Below are 17,472 nucleotides of genomic sequence, written 5' to 3'. Positions count from 1 at the left end.
AAGTCTCAACCGGCCGGAACCGCTCCGCATGAACGACACCAATTCGGGCTATTTCATCGCCGGAACCGCCTTCCCCGCCCCGCCGCTGGCGCCCGGCCTCTATGTCGTCGCCACCCCCATCGGCAACCTGCGCGACATCACCATAAGGGCGCTGGAGACGCTGGCCGCCGCCTCGGTGATCCTCTGCGAAGACACCCGCATGTCGGCGCGGCTGCTGGATCACTATGGCATCAGAGGCCGCCGTATCGCGCTGCATGAGCATAATGAGCGGGCCAAGGCGGAGGAGATCGTCAGTCGGATCGCGGGTGGCGCAGCGATTGCGCTGATTTCCGATGCCGGCACGCCCTTGCTGTCCGATCCCGGCTTTCCGCTGATCCGGGCCATGGCTGAGGCCGGCCAGCCGGTCTTTCCCATTCCCGGCGCCTCGGCTCTCCTATCGGCGCTCGTGGTGGCGGGCCTGCCCACCGATGCCTTTGCGTTCCACGGTTTCCTGCCGCCCAAGGCCGGCGCGCGGCTCAATGCACTCAAGGCACTGAGCGATTCACGTGAAACGCTGGTCTTCTACGAAAGTCCGCGTCGGCTCGACGATACTCTGGCGGCGATGGCGGAACTGTGGGGCGAGCGGCAGGCCGCAGTAGCATTGGAACTGACCAAGCGCTTCGAGCGCGTGCATCGCGGCACGCTGCCTGAACTGGCCGTGCAATTTGCCGATACCGAGACCCGGGGCGAGGCCGTTATCGTCGTGGCCGGCGCCGCCGAAGCCGCAGCACCCGATGCAGCCGACTGGCAGGCGGCGCTGCTGGCCGCCATGGCCGACCAGCCCCTGCGGGCCGCAGTAGACGAGGTGGCTGATAAATTCGGGCTCAAGCGCAAGGAGGTCTATGATGCCGCCCTCGCCCTCAAAGCCGAAAAGTAAGGCGCGGATCAAGGCCTATCGGGGCGGTCATCGCGGCGAGACATTGGCTGCCCTGTTCCTGCGCTGCAAGCTCTACCGCATCGTGCAGCGCCGCTACAAAACCCCGGTCGGCGAGATCGACCTGATCGCCGAGCGCTTCGGCACCACGGTCTTTGTCGAGGTCAAGGCGCGCAGCAAGGCGGCAAGCGAAGCCGAGACCCTGGAAGGCGTCAACCAGTCCCGCATCATCAGGGCTGCACAATACTGGCTGGCGCGCCACCCGGCCAAGGCGGCGACACCGCTGCGCTTCGACATCATCTTCCTGACCCCCGGCCGCTGGCCGCGTCACCTCGTCAACGCCTTCGGCCTCTAGTCGGCGATCTCCACCCAGATCAGGTGGTGGTCGCTGGCGGCGTGGATGGATTTTTCGAGTTCTGGAAACATCGGCCAGCGCCCCGAAGCGGTCCAGACGCCCATGCGGAAGAGGCCGGCTGACTTGACCCGCGCAAACAGCGCCGGGGACAGCAGGAGGTAATCGATCTTGTTGGCATTGTTGCCGGTGCCGAAGGTGCCGATGCCCTGGAACGTGCCGGGCGAGAAATCGGAATGCTCGCTCACATCCTTGAGGTCGGTCTGCTGCAGCAGGCGCTTGAGAGCGACCGAATCGGGCGTATCGTTGAGATCGCCCAGTACCACGATCTTGTCCTGGCCCTCGCCGCGCAGCCGCTCATAGATCTCGGCCGTCCGCTGCGCCTGGGCGGCGCGCTTGTTCACCGAACTCTGGTCATTGCCGCCAAACTTGGACTTGAAATGATTGGGCAGGATCCAGATGCGCTCACCTGTCGGCGTGATCACCTCATATTCCGGACAATCGCGGGAAAAGACGCGCTGCCCATTGGGCATCATGTCGGCGATGTGGCTGCGCATCAGCCCGACCGAATAGCCATTGGTGACCATCAGGCCCACATCGATGCCGCGATCGTCATTGCCGTCGATCAGCATGATCTCGTCATAGGGATCGCCGCCCAGCTTGAGCAGCACCTGCTCGGAAAACTGCTTGAGCGCGACGCGATCTTCCGCCTCGATCACCGCCAGGATATCGGCGGCGACTGCCTTGATGACCCGGCCGGTATTCATCACCGCCGTGGCATTGTTGTGCTCGGTCTTGAGCTCGACCCAGCCCACCCAGTCGGCCCGCCCCTCGGCCACGATGACCAGCGGGCCATTCTTGGGCTTCTTCCACAGCGCGCCGCGGATCTTGCGAAAGATGGCGAAGGGCGGATTGGGAGAGGTCAGCTGTAGCTGCCTGATCAGATCAAGCATGCGCGCCTTGTCGGCGGCGGAGTATTCGTCCTTGTTAACAAGCATATTGATCTCGGCCACCGCATCGGTGATGGCCGAACCCTTGGCCTGATCATCAAGATTGAAGGCCTTGGGTCGGTCGAACAGATTCTCCACATTGAATGCCGCGATCTTCATGATGGCCTCCGCAGTCCACAGCGCAGCCATCATGCGCTCCAATTGTGACAGGCGCCAATCCGTAGCGTTCCGGTCTGAAAGCCCTTGCGTCACGGTCCGGGTCGCGCCATGTCATGGTGCCTTCGCCCACTCGGGTGGGGGCCCCGGGGTCGGTCCCGCCGACCCTGCCACGACCTCGTCCTTCGACAGGCTCAGGATGAGGCCTACTGAGATTTCAGGACCGTTCGAGACGCATCATGGCAAAAAAACTCAAAGTCGCGGTCCAGATGGACCATGTCGCATCCATCAATCCGCGCGGCGATTCCACCTTCGCCATGATGCTCGAGGCACAGGCCCGCGGCCATGAGCTGCTGCACTATACGCCCGATACCCTGGCCTTGCGTGGCCACACGGTGTCGGCTCTGGCCCAACCCATCCAGGTCTTCGACAAGCCCAAGGGCAAGCATTTCTCACTGGGCGAGGCCGTTCGCGTCGATCTCTCGACCCAGGACGTGATCCATATGCGCCAGGATCCGCCCTTCGACATGAACTACATCACCCTGACGCATCTGCTCGAAAAGCTGGAGCCCAAGGTGCTGGTGGTCAATCCCGCCGCCGCCGTGCGCAATGCGCCCGAAAAGATCCTCGTCACCGACTTCCCCGAACTGATGCCGCCCACTCTGGTGACGCGCGACCGGGCGATGATCTATGACTTCCGCAAGGAGCACGGCAACATCATCGTCAAGCCGCTCTATGGCAATGGCGGCGCCGGCGTGTTCTTCATTCAGGAGGGCGACCATAACCTGGCGAGCCTGCTCGAACTGTTCGAGCAGAACTACCGCGAACCCTTCATGATCCAGAAATACCTGCCAGACGTGCGCAAGGGCGACAAGCGCATCATCATCATCGATGGCGAACCGGTGGCCGGCCTCAACCGCATTCCCGCCGATGGCGAAGCGCGCAGCAACATGCATGTCGGCGGCCGCCCGGAACTCAGCGAACTGACCGCGCGCGAAAGAGAAATTTGCGCCACCATCGCCCCGGCCCTGAAAGAGCGCGGCATGATCTTTGTCGGCATTGACGTGATCGGCGATTACCTCACCGAGATCAACGTCACCTCCCCCACCGGCATCCGCGAAATCAAGCGCTTCGGCGGCCCGGACATTGCCGTGATGATCTGGGACGCCATCGAGAAGCGCCGCGCCTGATGTGGGCGCTGGTCGCGGCTCTCCTCGCTGGAATCGGTTGGTTCCTGTTCCGTCGCTGGCGCAGGAAGAGCTGGCCGGTCGATCCGCGGCTGTCGGCGGCCTATTGGCGCAATTCGCTGTTCGTTGTCGGCGCCTACCTGCTGTCGATCCTCTTGGGTGCCGGCGTCACCCGCATCATGGTCGGCTTCAACCGTTCCGGCTGGGCTGATCTCGTGATGGTGGCGTTCTTCCTCGCCTGGGTGGCCTATGGCGCTGTCTGGCTGCTGCGCTTCCTGCCCACCGACCGCCCGCGGGCGCCCTGGCTGACCCGCTCGCGCGGCTGGATCGACGGCGCCGCCCTGCTGCTGCTGGCTGGCCTCGCGACGGGTGCGCGGATGCTCTGACGCGCGACGGCCTGGCTTCAGCCAAACAATCCCGGCAAGTCGGCGATGCTGTCCACAATGATGTCGGCGCGTGGGGCCAGTTCCGCGCGGGTGCTGTTGCCCGAGAGCACGCCGATGGCGAGGCCGGCGCCGGCGGCATGGGCCATTTCGAGATCGTGGGTGTTGTCGCCGACCATGGCAATGGCGCTGGCAGCAAGGCCGGTGCGCTCGGCGAACAGGTGCAACTGGTCGGGCCAGGGCTTGGGCCGGGCGACGGAGTCGTAGCCGATTATCGTGGCGAAGTAATCGGTCAGCCCGAGCGCCGTGGCCGTGGCGCGGGCCCCCGCTTCCGAATCATTGGTGGCGATGCCGAGCTGGAAGCCGCGCGCGACAAGGGTTTCGAGCGTGTAATCGAGACCTGCAATGCCGGCGGCGCGTCGGCTGCCTTCGTCGACGGCCACGTCGTTATAGCCGGCAATGCGGGCTGTGCGGTCGGCAGCCGGGAGGTTGGGATGCCAGAGATCGACCAGGTCGGCGACGGTACCAGCAGCGACCACCGAACCGCCGACGAAGCGCTGCTGCTGCCAGTCATAGCCGCCCTGCTCGGCCAGGTTGCGTGCCGCGGCCTCGTCATCGTTCGCAATAGTGCGGGCCAGCGTCATGATGATGCCGAACCAGGTGCGGTTGAAGTCGATCAGGGTGCCATCCTTGTCGAACAGGATGCCGCGGATGGCGGACGGATCGGGCATGCGACAGGCTCCTGACTGGGCGGCTGGAGCCTAGGGGTCGTATCGCGCGCTGGCAATTGGCCTCGGCGCGCAAATGCCGTAAAGCTGGACCAAACCGGAGCCTGGCGTCACATGCCCACCACCACATTCCTCGTCGCCTTCGCGACCCTGTTCGCCACGGTGGGCGTGGCCGACATCGCCTTCATCTTTGCCGCGCTGACCAAACACAATACCGCCCAGCAGCGTTTCGCCTTCGCCACCCGTGGCGTCATCATTGCCGGACTGATCCTGCTGCTCTTTGCCGTGCTGGGAAATCCGATCCTTGAAGTCTTCGGCATCACCATTCCGGCCCTGCGTACCGCCGGCGGCCTGCTGCTGTTCCTGATCGCCATCGACATGGTGTTCGCCCGCCATTCCGGCGGCACCGACATTACCGATCAGGAAGAGGTGGAAGCCCGCTCGCGCGACGATATCGCCGTGTTTCCGCTGGCCATGCCGCTCCTGGCCGGTCCCGGCGCCATCAGCGCGGTGATCCTGCTGACCACGGGCACGCATAACCCGGCCGAGTTCTGGGCCGTGCTGGTCGCCATCGTGGTGATCCTGTTCCTGGCCTGGCTGACGCTCCTGGTGGCCATCCCCATCCAGCGCCTGCTGGGGGTCACCGGCCTTGCCGTGGTGTCGCGCGTGGTCGGCATCCTGCTGGCGGCGCTGGCCGTGCAATTCGTCTTCGACGGCGTCAAGGCCAGCGGCATCCTGGCTGGCGCCGCCTGACCCTCGCGTCGTAATTTCGTAAAATTGCTATGTTAATCAAGTCTTAACGCTGTCATTGACCCCGGCGGCCGGGAGGCGCATCTGCTTGTGCCAGATATCCCATCGAGGATCCGGACCATGCGTATCGCTGCTGCCCTTGCCCTGATGATCCTGGCCATGCTGGCTGCCGGCTCGGCCCAGGCCACCGTCGCCCGCTCCGAAATGCTGCTGCCGCTCGAGGCCAGCGCCAGCTAAAACAAAAGCGGCCAGCTCGCGCCGGCCGCCCTCGTCCATTCCACAAGTCGAGGCTTACTTCTTGGCCGTGTTGCCGGCGCTGCCCGCACCCAGGCCCGTGACCGGCTTGGCGGCGGCCACCTTGTCCTTTTTCGGCTTCTTGGCTTCCTTGTTGCTGCGCATCTGACCCTTGGCCATCTCACGTTCTCCTCGCGTCGGGCACTCGGCCCCGATGAATACCGCCAAAGGCTAGACCTGCCTCAAATGGCTGGCAAGGGCTTGATTTACTTCGCCGACTGGCAGCGGCCGCTCGGTCCCAGCGAGGCGATGGCACGCGGATCGCAGCCGGTCAGCAGGAACTGGATCCATTCGTTCTGCCCACCATAAAAGGCATTGCGGTCAACCTCGCCGCGCACGCCGCGCACGACGCCGGTCTGCGTCCACTGCCAGAAGGTCCAGGTGCGGTTGCCATAGCGCTCATGCGGCTCGGCGGCGGTCGAGCGCAGCCAGAAGGCATTGGGGAAATACTCGCCCTCAAGCACGTCGCGATGGAAATTCATGTCGGTATAGATGATGGGTAGCTTGCCGGTATGGCGCTCCATCGCCTCGAGCATGACGCGTACCTTTTCGAGCGCATCCGCGCGGTTGGGCTTGTTGCGGCAGCTTGAATGGTTGTTCCATTCAAGGTCGAGCACCGGCGGCAGCGCGTCGGGATCGTTGGGCACGTTCTGGATGAACCAGGCTGCCTGTTCCGAAGCCAGCGAGCACCAGGTCATGAAGTGATAGGCGCCGCGCGGCATGCCGGCCTCGCGCGCCCGTACCCAGTTGGTCCGGAAATTGGGGTCAATATAGTCCTTGCCCTCGGTCGCCTTCATGAAGACGAAATGCGTGCCCGAGGCAAAGGCCTGGCGGAAATCGATATTTTCCTGGTAGCGCGCCACGTCGATCCCCTGGATCGGCATGGCGCGGGCCCGGTCGACGCCCGAATGCGGCCGGTTATCGCCCTGGATCGGGCCATAGAGGCCGCCACCGGACGAACAGGCCACCAACAGGGCGGCCAGCAGCGTCGCGGCAGTCCCCTTGGCAAATCCGGATGGGGAGAACGAAGGCCAGGCGATGGTCATCGGGCAGAACTCTACGCATTACAAAACTGTGCCTTCGATTCAACATGGGCCGGTTAACGCCGGATTAGGTTTACCTTTGTGGCAAGCCGCGTGGTTAACAGGTCATACTTCGTTCGCTTTACGTTCTTGTGATGGCCTGATGGCTTTGCTAGGCTGGTTCAGGGCTTGGGGCATGGGCGATGGTCACCCGCGTAGCGACAGTGGCGTTTCAGGGCATCGAGGCGGTGCCCGTGGATGTGCAGGTGCAGATCGCGCCGGGCATGGCGCAGTTCATCCTGGTCGGCCTGCCCGACAAGGCGGTCAAGGAATCGGGTGAGCGGGTCCGCGCCGCATTGGTCGCCTCGGGCCTCGGCCTGCCGCCCAAGCGCATCACCGTCAACCTGGCGCCGGCCGACCTGCCCAAGGAGGGCAGCCACTACGACCTGCCCATTGCGCTGGGCATCATGGCCGCCATCGGCGCCATCCCGCAGGATGCGCTCGACGGCTATCTGGCTTTGGGCGAACTGGGGCTCGACGGGCGCCTCGCCCATGTCGGCGGCATCCTGCCGGCTGCCATCGCCGCCCAGGGCCGCGATCTCGGGCTGATCTGCGCCGAACCATCCGGGGCCGAAGCCGCCTGGGCCGGCGAGGGCCTCGACATCATTGCGGCCGAGAGCCTCCTGGCTTTGGCCAATCACCTGACCGGCCCCCAGCTGGCGCCCCGGCCGGTGCCGCGCAAATACCTGCCCCAGGGCGGCCTGCCCGATCTCAGCGACGTCCGCGGCCAGCAGGTGGCGCGACGGGCGCTCGAAGTCGCGGCGGCCGGCGGCCACAATATGCTGATGGTCGGCCCGCCCGGATCGGGCAAGTCGATGCTCGCCGCCCGCCTCCCCTCCATCCTGCCGCCGCTCGATCCGCGCGAACTGCTCGATATCTCGATGATCCAGTCCATTGCCGGCGAACTGGCCGGCGGGGCTATTTCTGATCGCCGGCCGTTCCGCGCGCCGCATCACTCCGCCTCCATGGCGGCGCTGGTGGGCGGCGGCCTGCGGGTGCGGCCGGGCGAGGTGAGCCTGGCCCACAATGGCGTGCTGTTTCTCGACGAATTGCCCGAATTCGCCCCCAATGTGCTCGACAGCCTGCGCCAGCCGCTGGAATCAGGCGAGACCGTCATCGCCCGGGCCAATGCGCGGGTGAGCTATCCCAGCCGGGTGCAGCTCATCGCGGCGATGAATCCGTGCAAATGCGGCATGGCGGGCACGCCCGGCCATACCTGTCGCCGCGGCAAGGCCTGCGCCGACGATTACCAAAGCCGGGTCTCGGGGCCGTTCCTCGACCGCATCGACATCCGCATCGACGTGCCGGCGGTGACGGCGGCCGACATGATCGCGCCGGCCGATGCCGCCGAAAGTTCGGCCGCCGTGGCCGAGCGCGTGGCGCGCGCCCGGGCGCGACAGCGCCAGCGCTTTGCCGAGCATGGCGCGCCCGATGTCTTCACCAATGCCGCGGCGGGCTCGACCCTGATCGAAGCCGTGGTCAATCCCGACAAGGAGAGCCAGACCCTGCTGCTGCAGGCGGCCGAACGCTTCAATCTCTCGGCCCGCGCCTATCACCGCGTGCTCAAGGTGGCCCGGACGCTGGCGGACCTGGCCGGCGTCGACCGGGTGGGCCGCCCCCATATCGCCGAAGCGCTGAGCTATCGGCTTAATTTCGGGACAGCCTGATGATCCACCGCATTTCCTGCGGCGCCCTGGTGGTGCGCGACGGCCACATCCTGCTGGTCCGCCACCGGCAGCCCGGCCAGCATGATTTCTGGATCGCGCCCGGCGGTGGCGTCGAGGGCAATGAGGAACTGGCCCGTGCCGCCGAGCGGGAGACCTTCGAGGAATCCGGCATCCACGTCGTGGCGACGCGCCTGGCCTATATCGACGAGGGCTGGAACGAGGCGCAGCGCATTCTCAAATTCTGGTTCCTCGCCGACTATGTCTCGGGCGAGCTCAATGTCGGCGACAACCCCGGCGAAGGCGAATACATCGTCGAGGCCGGCTGGTTTGCCCTCGATGCGCTGCCGGAGGGCCACGTTTTTCCCGAGCCCTTGCGCACCCGCTTCCCGCGCGATCTCGCCGCCGGCTTCCCCGGTGCCGTGAAACTGCCCCTGCGCAAGCTCCTATTTTAGCAAGGCCGCCGCATGACCCCCTCGCTTCGAGACAAGATCATCGCCGTGTGCGACCGCAAGATTGCCCAGAAGGGCCCCGAGGTCGGCCTCTCCTTCTATGCCTTCTTCGCCAACCGGAATGATGACCCCGAATTGCTGATGGAAGCTGCGGAATGGTGGATTCGCACCAACAGGCTCGATCATTTCGAGAAGGCGGCCAAGATTCGCGCGCTGGTCACCGCGCTGGATTAGCGAGCGGTCCCGCCGCCGCCTGTGCATAAGCCTGTGGATAAGTGTTTCACGTGAATCCGCCTCAGCGGAGGCTGGCATAGCCGCCGGGCACGCCACGGGGCGACAGCACGATCTGCCACAGGCTGAGATGGCGGGCGCGGAACACGGCGGCAAAGCTGCTGAGATAGTAGCGCCACATGCGCCTGAACCGCTCGTCATATTTTTCGCCCGCCAGCGCCGGCCAGGCCGCGTCGAACCGGTCCCGCCAGGCCATCAGGGTCCGGTCGTAGTCGGCGCCGAAATTGTGCCAGTCCTCCATCACGAAGAGCCCCTCAATGGCTTTGCCGATCTGCGCAATCGAGGGCAGCATGCCATTGGGGAAGATGTATTTTTCGCTCCACGGATCGCCATGTGTGGTCGAGGTGTGGCCGCCAATGGTATGCAGCAGCATCAGCCCGTCGGGCTTGAGCAGGCTTGCCGCCTTCTCGAAATAGGCGCGATAGTTCTTGTAGCCGACATGTTCGAACATGCCGATCGAGATGATCCGGTCGAACTGCCCCTCCAGCGCCTGGTAGTCGAGCAGCCGCGTTTCGACGGGGAGGCCTGCTGTGCGTTCATTGGCCAGTGCAGCCTGCTCCTTGCTGACCGTGACGCCGACGCCGGACACGCCATAGCGCTCGGCGGCAAAGTGCAGGAAACCGCCCCAGCCCGACCCGATATCGAGGACATGCATGCCCGGCTTCAGGTCCAGCTTGCGGCAGACCAGGTCGAGCTTGGCCTCCTGCGCTGCCTCAAGGCTGTCGGCGCCCTGCCAGTAGCCGCAGGAATAGACCATGCGGCGATCGAGCATGGCGGCATAGAGATCGTTGCCGATATCGTAGTGCTTCTCGCCCACCTCGGTCACGCGCAGGCGCTGCAGGTTGAGCAGCCGGCCGCGGGCCAGACTCCACATGACGGCAAGGTCCTTGGGAAAGGCATCCTGAATGCTGGCATCGACCAGGCGGAACAGGAACTGGTCGAGCGCCTCGGCGTCCCACCAGCCTTCCATGTAGCTTTCGCCCAGCCCGAGCGTACCATCGCGCAGCAGGCGGGCCCATAGCCGGTCATTATGGACCTGCGGATCCCACGGATTGGGGCCGTTGAGTACGACCCCGGTCCGTTGCAACTGGCCGAGAACAAAACGCTTCGCGGATTCAGACATGGCAGCAGCAATGATCTGTTCAGCAGGCCGTCAGGTTAACACCATCGTCGATTGACGATCAACCATTTGTTGGCCCCGTCATATCTGCTTAACCACTGCCTCATATTGGTCATGGTGAGGTGTCAGCGGATGAACGATGCGTCGATCGGGTGAACTGATCCAGTGGAACAACAAGGGCGGTTATGGCTTCGTGCGGGATGACACGGGGCGGGATTACTATGTCCACATTTCCAGCATAGCCGGCGCACGGCCGCGGCTGGGGGATAGTCTCGAATTCGCCACCACAACCGGCCGCAAGGGGCGGCTTTCGGCCGTGGATGTAACCATCGCCAGCACCAACCCCACGCCACGCCCTGCAACGCTGCGCGAGGTCAAGCGCCCCGCAACCGGGGTGTCGCGCTACAAGCTCGGCCTGCGCACGGCGGCGGCCACCCTGATGACGCTGCTGATTCTGTGGGCCATCGGCACCGATCGGGCGCCGCAATGGATCGGCCTGCTCTATGCCGCCATGGGCGCAGGCTCGGCGCTGCTCTACCGTTTCGACAAGCTCTATGCCCTGACCGGCAAATACCGGGTCAGCGAGACCAATCTCCACGTTGTCGATCTGTGCTTCGGCATTATCGGCGGCCTGGCTGCGCAGGAGGTCTACCGGCACAAGACGGTCAAGCCCCGCTTCGTCGCCACCACCTGGGGCATCGCCCTGCTGCATACGCTGGGCCTGGCGGCTTTGGCCTTCGGCTGGCTGGGGGCGCTGTTCGGCTGGGTGTCCGGGTAGGCTTCCCCACCTCTCCCTTGGGGGAGAGGTCGACCCGTCTTCGGGTCGGGTGAGGGGGCCTTCCCCTTCGCCAGACTGGTAATAAGGCCCCCTCACCCGTCGGTTTGGCGCCACCTCTCCCCCAAAGGGAGAGGTGGCTACGCCTCAGTGGAACTGCGCCGTCTCGGTGCTCTCGCCCATGGCGGTGGTGGCGCTCTTGCCTTCGCTCACCGCCATCGAGACCGCGTCGAAATAGCTGGTGCCCACTTCGCGCTGGTGCCGGACCGCCGAAAAGCCGTGCGCCTCGGCGGCAAACTCGGCCTGCTGCAGCCGCGAATAGCCTGCCATGCCGTCTTCCTTATAGGCCCGGGCCAGTTCGAACGTGGTGAGGCTGAGATTGTGGAAGCCCGCCAGCGTGATGAACTGGTACTTGTAGCCCATGGCGGCAATTTCGCGCTGGAAGCTGGCCATGGCAGCCTCGTCCATATGCTTGGCCCAGTTGAAGCTGGGCGAGCAATTATAGGCCAGCATCTGCTCCGGATGCACCTTGCGCACCGCCTCGGCGAACTTCCTGGCCTCGGCCAGATCCGGCTTTGATGTCTCGCACCAGATGAGGTCGGCATAGGGCGCATAGGCGATGCCGCGGGCAATAGCCGCGTCGATGCCGCCCTTGAGCTTGTAAAAGCCCTCCGGCGTCCGCTCGTCAGTAACGAAGGGCGCGTCATAGGGATCGATATCCGAGGTGATCAGCCGCGCCGCTTCCGCATCGGTCCGCGCCATGATCAGCGTGGGCACGCCCATGACGTCGGCGGCCAACCGGGCGGCATTGAGCGTGCGGATGAACTGGCTGGTCGGCACCAGCACCTTGCCGCCCAGATGGCCGCATTTCTTCTCGGAGGCGAGCTGATCCTCGAAATGCACCGCCGCGGCGCCGGCCTCGATCATGGCCTTCATCAGCTCGAAGGCGTTGAGGGAACCGCCAAAGCCGGCTTCGGCATCGGCTATGATGGGCACGAAGAAATCGAGATCGGTCGTGGCAATGCCTTCGGCCTGTTCCATGGTCTGGATCTGGTCGGCGCGCTGCAGCGCCTTGTTGATGCGCTTGACCACGCTGGGGACGCTGTCGACCGGGTAAAGGCTCTGGTCGGGATACATGTTGCCCGAACTATTGGCATCGGCCGCCACCTGCCAGCCGCTCAGATAAATGGCCTTGAGCCCGGCCTTGACCTGCTGCACCGCCTGGTTGCCGGTGAACGTGCCCAGGGTTGGCACGAAATCCTCGGTGTGGAGGAGTTCCCACAGCCGCTTGGCGCCGTTCTCCGCCAGGGTATGGCGGATCGGCAGGGAACCCGAAAGGCGCGCCACATCGGTCTGGCTATAGGTGCGGGCGATATTGCGCCAGCGATCGGGCGCGTAATCGGGCGTCGGGAAATGTGGCTTGTCGAGCATTCTTGTCTCCTCCTCGGGACATGGCTTCGCCGGTCCGGTGGAACGGCGGATTCAGTGATTCACGTGAAGCAATGGGATGGCTTCGATGTCTCAGTCGACACCCTCCCCCTTGTGGGAGGGATCAGGGCGGGGGTTGTTTGGCCGCGATATTGGGGCTCTCGCACCCCCGCCCTGCTCGATGTACGGACTTAACGAAGGGCTAAGTCCTATCTCGCGTCCCTCCCCACAAGGGGGAGGGTGGGCCAGGTGGAGTTGACTAGATCACCCCATCACCTTCCGGCTGAAGGTGGCGGCGATCATGCCGTTGCCGGAGAAGAGCTCCGTGCTGCCCTCCCCGCCCACCAGCGAAAACTGGTGGCGGCCGATCTTGCCGGCAATGGCATAGCCCATCGTGTCCAGGCCCCGGGCCTTGAACTGCGCCATGGCTTCACTCGCCGTGGGGGCGATTATGGTCAGGTATTCTTCGCGTTCGCTGATGGCAGGGCTCATCCGAAAGTCTCCTCATCTCGTTGATGTAAAGATTTGACAAAACGGGGTTGGATGCAAGAAGAATGGGTCAAAGGGCCTGTAAAGCTGTAAAGCGCTGGTCAAGTTTCGGCGGCAAAGCTGTAAAGTCTGTCAAGAAACACCGGGGAGGATACGATGAACGACGCTGCGGAAATGCAGATCGGCGGACGCATCAAGCGCTTGCGGCGCGGCAAGAAGCTGGCCCAGGCCGATCTCGCCACGGCGCTGGGGATTTCCGCCAGCTATCTCAATCTCATCGAGCATAACCGCCGCAAGGTGACGGTGCCTTTGCTGTTTTCCATTGCCGGCTATTTTGGCGTCGAACCGGGCGAATTGGTCGACAGCGACGAGGGGCGCCTGCTCGGTGACCTGATGGAGGCCTTCGGCGACGACATCTTCGCCGATAGCGACGTGACCAATCTTGAAATCCGCGACCTGGCCCACGCCAATCCTGCCGCCGCCCGCGCGATCCTCAAGCTCTATGATCGCTACCGGCTTGTGGCCAAGTCCGGTCCGCAGCCGGTGGGGTCAGGCGAAGCCGAGCCGTTCCACCTCGCCACCGACGCCATTTCCGATTTCCTCCAGGAAAACGCCAACCATTTTCCCTCGCTGGAAGCCGCGGCCGAGCGCATTCGCGCCGATATCGACCATAGCGGCGACAATTTCGACTATGGGCTGCGTACCTACCTGTTCAACGTCTTCGGCGTCGAGATGCGCCTGGCCTCCCTGCCCCAGGGCATTGCCCGCCAGCTCGACCAGCGGCGCCAGCACCTGCTGGTGTCCGATATCCTGCCGGCCGAATCGGCTTTGTTCCTGGTGGCCCACCAGCTGGGGCAACTGGCCGCGGGCGGCGAGATCGACGCCATCATCGCCGATTCGGCCTTGCCCGACGGCGACGCGCCGGCCCTCGCCCGCAATGTGCTCTCGGCCTATTTCGCTGCGGCACTGGTCATGCCCTATGAGCCGTTCCTGCGCGCCTGCCGCGACTATCGCTACGATATCGAGCGCATCGGCCGGCGCTTCGGCGCCAGCTTCGAGCAGGTCTGCCACCGCATGACCACGCTGCAGCGCAAGGGCGCCTCGGGCATTCCGCTGCATCTGGTGCGCACCGACATTGCCGGCAATATCAGCAAGCGCTTTTCACTCTCGGGCATTCACATCCCGCGTCATTCGGGGGCCTGCCCGCGCTGGAACATCTATTCGGCCTTCCTGAGCCCCGAGCGGATCAACATCCAGCTCAGCCAGATGCCCGACGGGCAGCGTTACTTCTGCATCGCCCGCGCCATTGCCAAGGGCGATCACCGCTACAACGCGCCGCGCCGCTACCTGTCGATCGGGCTGGGCTGCTCGATCCACCATGCCAAGGAGCTTATCTATTCCGATGGCATGGATCTGACCGGGGAAAGCCAGGTGGTGCCGATCGGGGTGGGCTGCCGCATCTGTCCAAGGATGGAATGCGGGCAACGGGCGCATCCGCCGGCCGATCATCGCTTCCGGCTCGATGACAATGTGCGGCCGGAGAGCCTCTATGCGCGGATGGGATAAGGCGGCTTGACAGTTCGGGAAAAGGCGAAATATGTTGCATGACATTTCGACCATACCCGAAATATGGAGAGCAGCGATGGGCCATCCACAGCGTAAACCTCACCAGATCAATGGCTTCGGCCATTTCGACATTGCCGGTCCCGAGCTGGCGCCGCTGCGGCACTTCTATACCAGCCTCTTTGGCTGGGAGGTCGCGCCGCAAGGTCCCGGCTATGCCATGGTGGCGACGCCCGAAGGCAGTCCCAACGGGGCTATAGTCGAGACGCCCACGCCGTCGCTGACCTTCGGCGTGGTCGTGGTCGACCTGGATAGTGCGCTCGACCTGGCCGTGCGCGAAGGTGGCAGCGTCGTGCTGCCCAAGACCGACAATGGTTGGGTGAAGAAAGCCCAGATCGCCGATCCAGCCGGCAATGTGCTGACATTGATCCAGGCTTGATGGATATCGACCTCGACCAGGTGCTGCGCGCACTGTCGCATCCCGATCGCCGCTTGTTCCTGCGCGCCTGTCGCGACGCGCCACGCGCGGCGGGAGAGCTGGCCGACCTCTCCAACCTGGCTGTGGCCACCGTATCGGAACATCTCAAGGTGCTGCGCACGGCGGGCCTGCTGACCCTCGACAAGCAGGGCCGCAACTGGTTCTACCGGACCGATCCGGCCGTGCTGAAGGCAGCGCGGCGCGGAATCAGGGATATCCTCGGGGACTGAGTTCAGCGGTGGTCCGCCCCGCCCTGCCAGCGTCGATCCGTCTCCCAGCTGTCGCGCCACTCGCGCTCCAATACGGCCCGGCGCTTGCCATAGCGATCCTCGGTCACTTCAAGCTCGACAATGCGATCGGTGCGGAAATTGCGGAAGGCCGTGCGCAGGCAGCACCAGGCGGCGATCACCTGCTTGCCCTCGTAATAGGCCAGCTGAACCGGCCAGATGGTACGTTGGGAGGCGTTACCGCCTTCGTCCTCATAGGAAATCTGCAGCGCCTTTTCGGTGCGCATCGCCTGGCGCACCTGCCCCAGAATGGGCATGGGCCGCCGTGACTCGGCGCTCCACACCGCCACCGGCCAGAGCCCGGTATCGTTGATGCGGTCGCGCAGGTCTTCGGGCGACGCGGTGGCGATCTTGGCCAGGGCATTTTTCGCGGCTGCGCCCAGCCCGTCATCGGGCTGCGCGCCGACCCAGCGCGCGCCCAGCACCAGCGCCTCGAGCTCCTCGGGCGAGAACATCAGTGGCGGCAGGAAGAAGCCAGGCTTCAGCATGTAGCCGACCCCCGCTTCGCCATCGATCGGCGCCCCCAGCCCGATAAGGGTTTGCACGTCGCGATAGAGCGTCCGCACCGAAACGCCCTGTTCCTCGGCCATTGCGGCCGCCGTAACCGGCCGGCGATGGCGGCGCAGCGCATCCATGACCGCAAAGAGACGCTCGGTCTTGTCCATGCTTTGTTCTCCTCTGGGAGGACTTGATGCCAGATTCTGCTGGCGACGCCAAGGGTGCCATCCGTGGCTCTACCCGACGCCGCCGCAACCACCGCGCGGCACCTCGCCCTCGACGGGGGAGGTTGGGAGGTTGTGTTGAGAGTCCCGATATCCGGGCCAAACGCCCCCCACCCTTGATCCCTCCCCGCAAGGGGGAGGGTGTCGACTGCAAGCTCACGAAATCTGGCCATGGAAGGCACGAATGTCATGGGCCACCGTCTCGGGGATTTCGAGCGCCGGAAAATGGCCGCCATGGCTCAGTTCGGTCCAGCGCACGATATTCCACAGATTCCGCTCGCCCCAGGCGCGCGGCGCCGGATTATCCGCCTGCGGCAGGAGAATGGCATGCGGAACCGTGTGCCGGGCCGGCTTCTTGGGCAGCTCGCTATCGGCAAAGGCCTCCTTGTAGAGCCGCACGGAGCTGCCGATCGTCTGGGTGAACCAGTAGATCGAGATGATCGTCGCCAGGTCTTCAAGATCGAACGCATTGGTGACATCGCCGCCATTGTCGCTCCAGGTCCGGAACTTCTCGAGAATCCAGGCGGCGAGACCGGCCGGGGAATCGTTGAGGCCAACCGCGAGGGTGGCTGGCTTGGTGGCCTGGATCATCGCATAGGCGCCCTCGGCAAACTGCCAGTAGTTGAGGCGGTCGAAATAGGCCTGTTCCTCTTGCGTCGGGTCGCTGGGCTTGGGGAAGCCGAAATACACGTTGATGTAATGCGCGCCGATCAGCCGCTCGGGAAAATCGCGTACCAACGCCATCACCGCGCCGGCGCCCATATCCGAGCCTGAAACGAGAAATCTGTCATAGCCCAGCTTTGTCATCAGCTCGGCCCAGAGCGGCGCCACCCTTGTCAGGTTCATGCCGGGTCGGGTCGGCTGGCCCGAAAAGCCATAGCCGGGCAGCGAAGGGATGATCACGTCGAAAGCGACGCCATCGACCGGCTGCGTCAGGAGCGGAACGAGCGGCAGCAGTTCGACGAAATTGGACGGCCAGCCATTGGCGACAAGGAGCGGAACATTGGTGGTTCCCTGGCCTTTCGCCTGCACAAAATGCACGGTCTCGCCGTCGATGACCTCGGTGAACTGGGCAAAGCCATTGAGCCGCGCCTCGGCAGCGCGCCAGTCATAGCGGTTGCCCCAATAGTCCACGAAGCTCTGCAGGAAACCGGCTTCGATGCCGTCACTCCAGCCGGCGCCCTCGACGCTGCGTGGCAGGCGGGTCGCGGCGAGACGGGCCTTGAGATCGGCGATCTCGGCATCCGGGATGGCGATGGTGAAGGGAGTAGGCATGGCGGCTCTCCGTTATCGTTGGAGAGACAATGCGCCAGGGCAGCTGACAGTTCTTGGCAGCAAGGCTGCTGACAGCTTCAGACGGAAGCAGCTGCCCGCCGGTTGGGCAGTCGTCTGTGGGGAGGGATCAAGG

The 17,472-nt window shown here is 64.5% G+C and carries 21 protein-coding genes; 12 read left to right on the top strand and 9 right to left on the bottom strand.

What is annotated here, in order from left to right:
• Positions 1-28 precede the first annotated feature (28 nt).
• Both rsmI and IH615_RS12790 read left to right on the top strand, forming a co-directional pair.
• Entirely contained in the window at positions 29-916 is an 888-nt protein-coding gene (gene rsmI / locus IH615_RS12795; protein ID WP_291362258.1) for a 16S rRNA (cytidine(1402)-2'-O)-methyltransferase, read from the top strand.
• The gene (locus tag IH615_RS12790; protein ID WP_291362257.1) at positions 885-1,268 is read left to right on the top strand and encodes a YraN family protein; all 384 of its coding nucleotides are present in this window, start codon (positions 885-887) and stop codon (positions 1,266-1,268) included. The genes rsmI and IH615_RS12790 overlap by 32 nt, the downstream gene beginning before the upstream one ends.
• Here the strand turns inward: IH615_RS12790 and IH615_RS12785 are convergent.
• Positions 1,265-2,374: an endonuclease/exonuclease/phosphatase family protein gene (locus IH615_RS12785; protein WP_291362256.1), complete on the bottom strand. Its 1,110-nt coding sequence runs from the start codon at positions 2,372-2,374 to the stop codon at positions 1,265-1,267. The two genes, IH615_RS12790 and IH615_RS12785, sit on opposite strands and share 4 nt — an antisense overlap.
• 236 nt (positions 2,375-2,610) lie before the next feature.
• Here IH615_RS12785 and gshB point away from each other — a divergent pair, with 236 nt between their 5' ends.
• Positions 2,611-3,561, top strand: a complete 951-nt coding sequence (gene gshB, locus IH615_RS12780) for a glutathione synthase (RefSeq protein ID WP_291362255.1) — start codon at positions 2,611-2,613, stop codon at positions 3,559-3,561.
• Positions 3,561-3,944 carry a hypothetical protein gene (locus tag IH615_RS12775; protein WP_291362254.1) on the top strand — a complete coding sequence of 128 codons (384 nt, stop codon included), beginning with the start codon at positions 3,561-3,563 and terminating at the stop codon, positions 3,942-3,944. The genes gshB and IH615_RS12775 overlap by 1 nt, the downstream gene beginning before the upstream one ends.
• Positions 3,945-3,961: 17 nt before the next feature.
• Here IH615_RS12775 and IH615_RS12770 read toward each other — a convergent pair whose 3' ends face one another.
• Positions 3,962-4,672 carry an HAD family hydrolase gene (locus IH615_RS12770; RefSeq protein WP_291362253.1) on the bottom strand — a complete coding sequence of 237 codons (711 nt, stop codon included), beginning with the start codon at positions 4,670-4,672 and terminating at the stop codon, positions 3,962-3,964.
• A 111-nt stretch (positions 4,673-4,783) separates the two neighbouring features.
• Between IH615_RS12770 and IH615_RS12765 the strand changes: the two genes are divergently transcribed.
• Positions 4,784-5,422: a MarC family protein gene (locus IH615_RS12765; RefSeq protein WP_291362252.1), complete on the top strand. Its 639-nt coding sequence runs from the start codon at positions 4,784-4,786 to the stop codon at positions 5,420-5,422.
• Positions 5,423-5,710: 288 nt separating this feature from the next.
• On the opposite strand, the gene IH615_RS12760 is transcribed toward IH615_RS12765, so the two are convergent.
• Positions 5,711-5,833 (bottom strand): hypothetical protein, encoded by a 123-nt coding sequence (locus IH615_RS12760; protein WP_275693105.1) that lies wholly within the window; start codon positions 5,831-5,833, stop codon positions 5,711-5,713.
• 86 nt (positions 5,834-5,919) lie between these two features.
• Positions 5,920-6,759 carry a GH25 family lysozyme gene (locus tag IH615_RS12755; protein ID WP_291362251.1) on the bottom strand — a complete coding sequence of 280 codons (840 nt, stop codon included), beginning with the start codon at positions 6,757-6,759 and terminating at the stop codon, positions 5,920-5,922.
• Between the two features lie 179 nt (positions 6,760-6,938).
• Between IH615_RS12755 and IH615_RS12750 the strand changes: the two genes are divergently transcribed.
• The 3 genes from IH615_RS12750 to IH615_RS12740 are packed head-to-tail and all read left to right on the top strand — an operon-like array spanning position 6,939 to position 9,145.
• Positions 6,939-8,462 (top strand): YifB family Mg chelatase-like AAA ATPase, encoded by a 1,524-nt coding sequence (locus tag IH615_RS12750; protein WP_291362250.1) that lies wholly within the window; start codon positions 6,939-6,941, stop codon positions 8,460-8,462.
• Positions 8,462-8,914, top strand: a complete 453-nt coding sequence (locus IH615_RS12745; RefSeq protein ID WP_291362249.1) for an NUDIX domain-containing protein — start codon at positions 8,462-8,464, stop codon at positions 8,912-8,914. The genes IH615_RS12750 and IH615_RS12745 overlap by 1 nt, the downstream gene beginning before the upstream one ends.
• Positions 8,915-8,926: 12 nt before the next feature.
• Positions 8,927-9,145: a DUF6500 family protein gene (locus IH615_RS12740; RefSeq protein ID WP_291362248.1), complete on the top strand. Its 219-nt coding sequence runs from the start codon at positions 8,927-8,929 to the stop codon at positions 9,143-9,145.
• 61 nt (positions 9,146-9,206) lie between these two features.
• Here IH615_RS12740 and cfa read toward each other — a convergent pair whose 3' ends face one another.
• Positions 9,207-10,325: a cyclopropane fatty acyl phospholipid synthase gene (cfa, locus tag IH615_RS12735; RefSeq protein ID WP_291362247.1), complete on the bottom strand. Its 1,119-nt coding sequence runs from the start codon at positions 10,323-10,325 to the stop codon at positions 9,207-9,209.
• A 136-nt stretch (positions 10,326-10,461) separates the two neighbouring features.
• Here cfa and IH615_RS12730 point away from each other — a divergent pair, with 136 nt between their 5' ends.
• Positions 10,462-11,100 (top strand): DUF1294 domain-containing protein, encoded by a 639-nt coding sequence (locus IH615_RS12730; RefSeq protein ID WP_291362246.1) that lies wholly within the window; start codon positions 10,462-10,464, stop codon positions 11,098-11,100.
• A 144-nt stretch (positions 11,101-11,244) separates the two neighbouring features.
• Here IH615_RS12730 and aceA read toward each other — a convergent pair whose 3' ends face one another.
• The gene (gene aceA, locus IH615_RS12725) at positions 11,245-12,528 is read right to left on the bottom strand and encodes an isocitrate lyase (protein WP_291362245.1); all 1,284 of its coding nucleotides are present in this window, start codon (positions 12,526-12,528) and stop codon (positions 11,245-11,247) included.
• Positions 12,529-12,789: 261 nt separating this feature from the next.
• Complete coding sequence (locus IH615_RS12720; RefSeq protein WP_291362244.1) at positions 12,790-13,017, bottom strand: hypothetical protein; 228 nt, start codon at positions 13,015-13,017, stop codon at positions 12,790-12,792.
• Positions 13,018-13,170: 153 nt separating this feature from the next.
• On the opposite strand from IH615_RS12720, the gene IH615_RS12715 reads away from it, so the two are divergent.
• The 3 genes from IH615_RS12715 (at position 13,171) to IH615_RS12705 (ending at position 15,285) form a co-directional block, all read left to right on the top strand.
• The gene (locus IH615_RS12715) at positions 13,171-14,580 is read left to right on the top strand and encodes an XRE family transcriptional regulator (RefSeq protein ID WP_291362243.1); all 1,410 of its coding nucleotides are present in this window, start codon (positions 13,171-13,173) and stop codon (positions 14,578-14,580) included.
• A 76-nt stretch (positions 14,581-14,656) separates the two neighbouring features.
• Complete coding sequence (locus IH615_RS12710) at positions 14,657-15,016, top strand: VOC family protein (protein WP_291362242.1); 360 nt, start codon at positions 14,657-14,659, stop codon at positions 15,014-15,016.
• On the top strand, positions 15,016-15,285 hold the full coding sequence (locus IH615_RS12705; RefSeq protein ID WP_291362335.1) for a metalloregulator ArsR/SmtB family transcription factor: 270 nt from the start codon (positions 15,016-15,018) through the stop codon (positions 15,283-15,285). Before IH615_RS12710 ends, IH615_RS12705 begins: the two co-directional genes overlap by 1 nt.
• Before the next feature lie 2 nt (positions 15,286-15,287).
• Here IH615_RS12705 and IH615_RS12700 read toward each other — a convergent pair whose 3' ends face one another.
• Together IH615_RS12700 and IH615_RS12695 are read right to left on the bottom strand one after the other, a co-directional pair.
• Positions 15,288-16,007, bottom strand: a complete 720-nt coding sequence (locus tag IH615_RS12700; RefSeq protein WP_291362241.1) for a YafY family protein — start codon at positions 16,005-16,007, stop codon at positions 15,288-15,290.
• Between the two features lie 213 nt (positions 16,008-16,220).
• On the bottom strand, positions 16,221-17,339 hold the full coding sequence (locus IH615_RS12695; RefSeq protein ID WP_291362240.1) for an epoxide hydrolase family protein: 1,119 nt from the start codon (positions 17,337-17,339) through the stop codon (positions 16,221-16,223).
• Positions 17,340-17,472 lie beyond the last annotated feature (133 nt).

The organism is Devosia sp., from assembly GCF_014860165.1.
Taxonomy (GTDB): domain Bacteria; phylum Pseudomonadota; class Alphaproteobacteria; order Rhizobiales; family Devosiaceae; genus Devosia.
The sequence above is the reverse complement of the archived record's forward strand: the minus strand, read 5'-3'. Positions and strand labels throughout refer to the sequence as shown.

Coding starts and splice junctions, on each gene's coding strand:
- IH615_RS12695 (WP_291362240.1), bottom strand. CDS start 17,339: ATGCCTACTCCCTTCACCATCGCCATCCCGGATGCCGAGATCGCCGAT.
- IH615_RS12720 (WP_291362244.1), bottom strand. CDS start 13,017: ATGAGCCCTGCCATCAGCGAACGCGAAGAATACCTGACCATAATCGCC.
- IH615_RS12775 (WP_291362254.1), top strand. CDS start 3,561: ATGTGGGCGCTGGTCGCGGCTCTCCTCGCTGGAATCGGTTGGTTCCTG.
- IH615_RS12740 (WP_291362248.1), top strand. CDS start 8,927: ATGACCCCCTCGCTTCGAGACAAGATCATCGCCGTGTGCGACCGCAAG.
- IH615_RS12730 (WP_291362246.1), top strand. CDS start 10,462: ATGCGTCGATCGGGTGAACTGATCCAGTGGAACAACAAGGGCGGTTAT.
- IH615_RS12715 (WP_291362243.1), top strand. CDS start 13,171: ATGAACGACGCTGCGGAAATGCAGATCGGCGGACGCATCAAGCGCTTG.
- IH615_RS12705 (WP_291362335.1), top strand. CDS start 15,016: ATGGATATCGACCTCGACCAGGTGCTGCGCGCACTGTCGCATCCCGAT.
- IH615_RS12745 (WP_291362249.1), top strand. CDS start 8,462: ATGATCCACCGCATTTCCTGCGGCGCCCTGGTGGTGCGCGACGGCCAC.
- IH615_RS12765 (WP_291362252.1), top strand. CDS start 4,784: ATGCCCACCACCACATTCCTCGTCGCCTTCGCGACCCTGTTCGCCACG.
- IH615_RS12755 (WP_291362251.1), bottom strand. CDS start 6,759: ATGACCATCGCCTGGCCTTCGTTCTCCCCATCCGGATTTGCCAAGGGG.
- IH615_RS12790 (WP_291362257.1), top strand. CDS start 885: ATGCCGCCCTCGCCCTCAAAGCCGAAAAGTAAGGCGCGGATCAAGGCC.
- cfa (WP_291362247.1), bottom strand. CDS start 10,325: ATGTCTGAATCCGCGAAGCGTTTTGTTCTCGGCCAGTTGCAACGGACC.
- IH615_RS12760 (WP_275693105.1), bottom strand. CDS start 5,833: ATGGCCAAGGGTCAGATGCGCAGCAACAAGGAAGCCAAGAAGCCGAAA.
- aceA (WP_291362245.1), bottom strand. CDS start 12,528: ATGCTCGACAAGCCACATTTCCCGACGCCCGATTACGCGCCCGATCGC.
- IH615_RS12750 (WP_291362250.1), top strand. CDS start 6,939: ATGGTCACCCGCGTAGCGACAGTGGCGTTTCAGGGCATCGAGGCGGTG.
- IH615_RS12785 (WP_291362256.1), bottom strand. CDS start 2,374: ATGAAGATCGCGGCATTCAATGTGGAGAATCTGTTCGACCGACCCAAG.
- gshB (WP_291362255.1), top strand. CDS start 2,611: ATGGCAAAAAAACTCAAAGTCGCGGTCCAGATGGACCATGTCGCATCC.
- IH615_RS12710 (WP_291362242.1), top strand. CDS start 14,657: ATGGGCCATCCACAGCGTAAACCTCACCAGATCAATGGCTTCGGCCAT.
- IH615_RS12770 (WP_291362253.1), bottom strand. CDS start 4,672: ATGCCCGATCCGTCCGCCATCCGCGGCATCCTGTTCGACAAGGATGGC.
- rsmI (WP_291362258.1), top strand. CDS start 29: ATGAACGACACCAATTCGGGCTATTTCATCGCCGGAACCGCCTTCCCC.
- IH615_RS12700 (WP_291362241.1), bottom strand. CDS start 16,007: ATGGACAAGACCGAGCGTCTCTTTGCGGTCATGGATGCGCTGCGCCGC.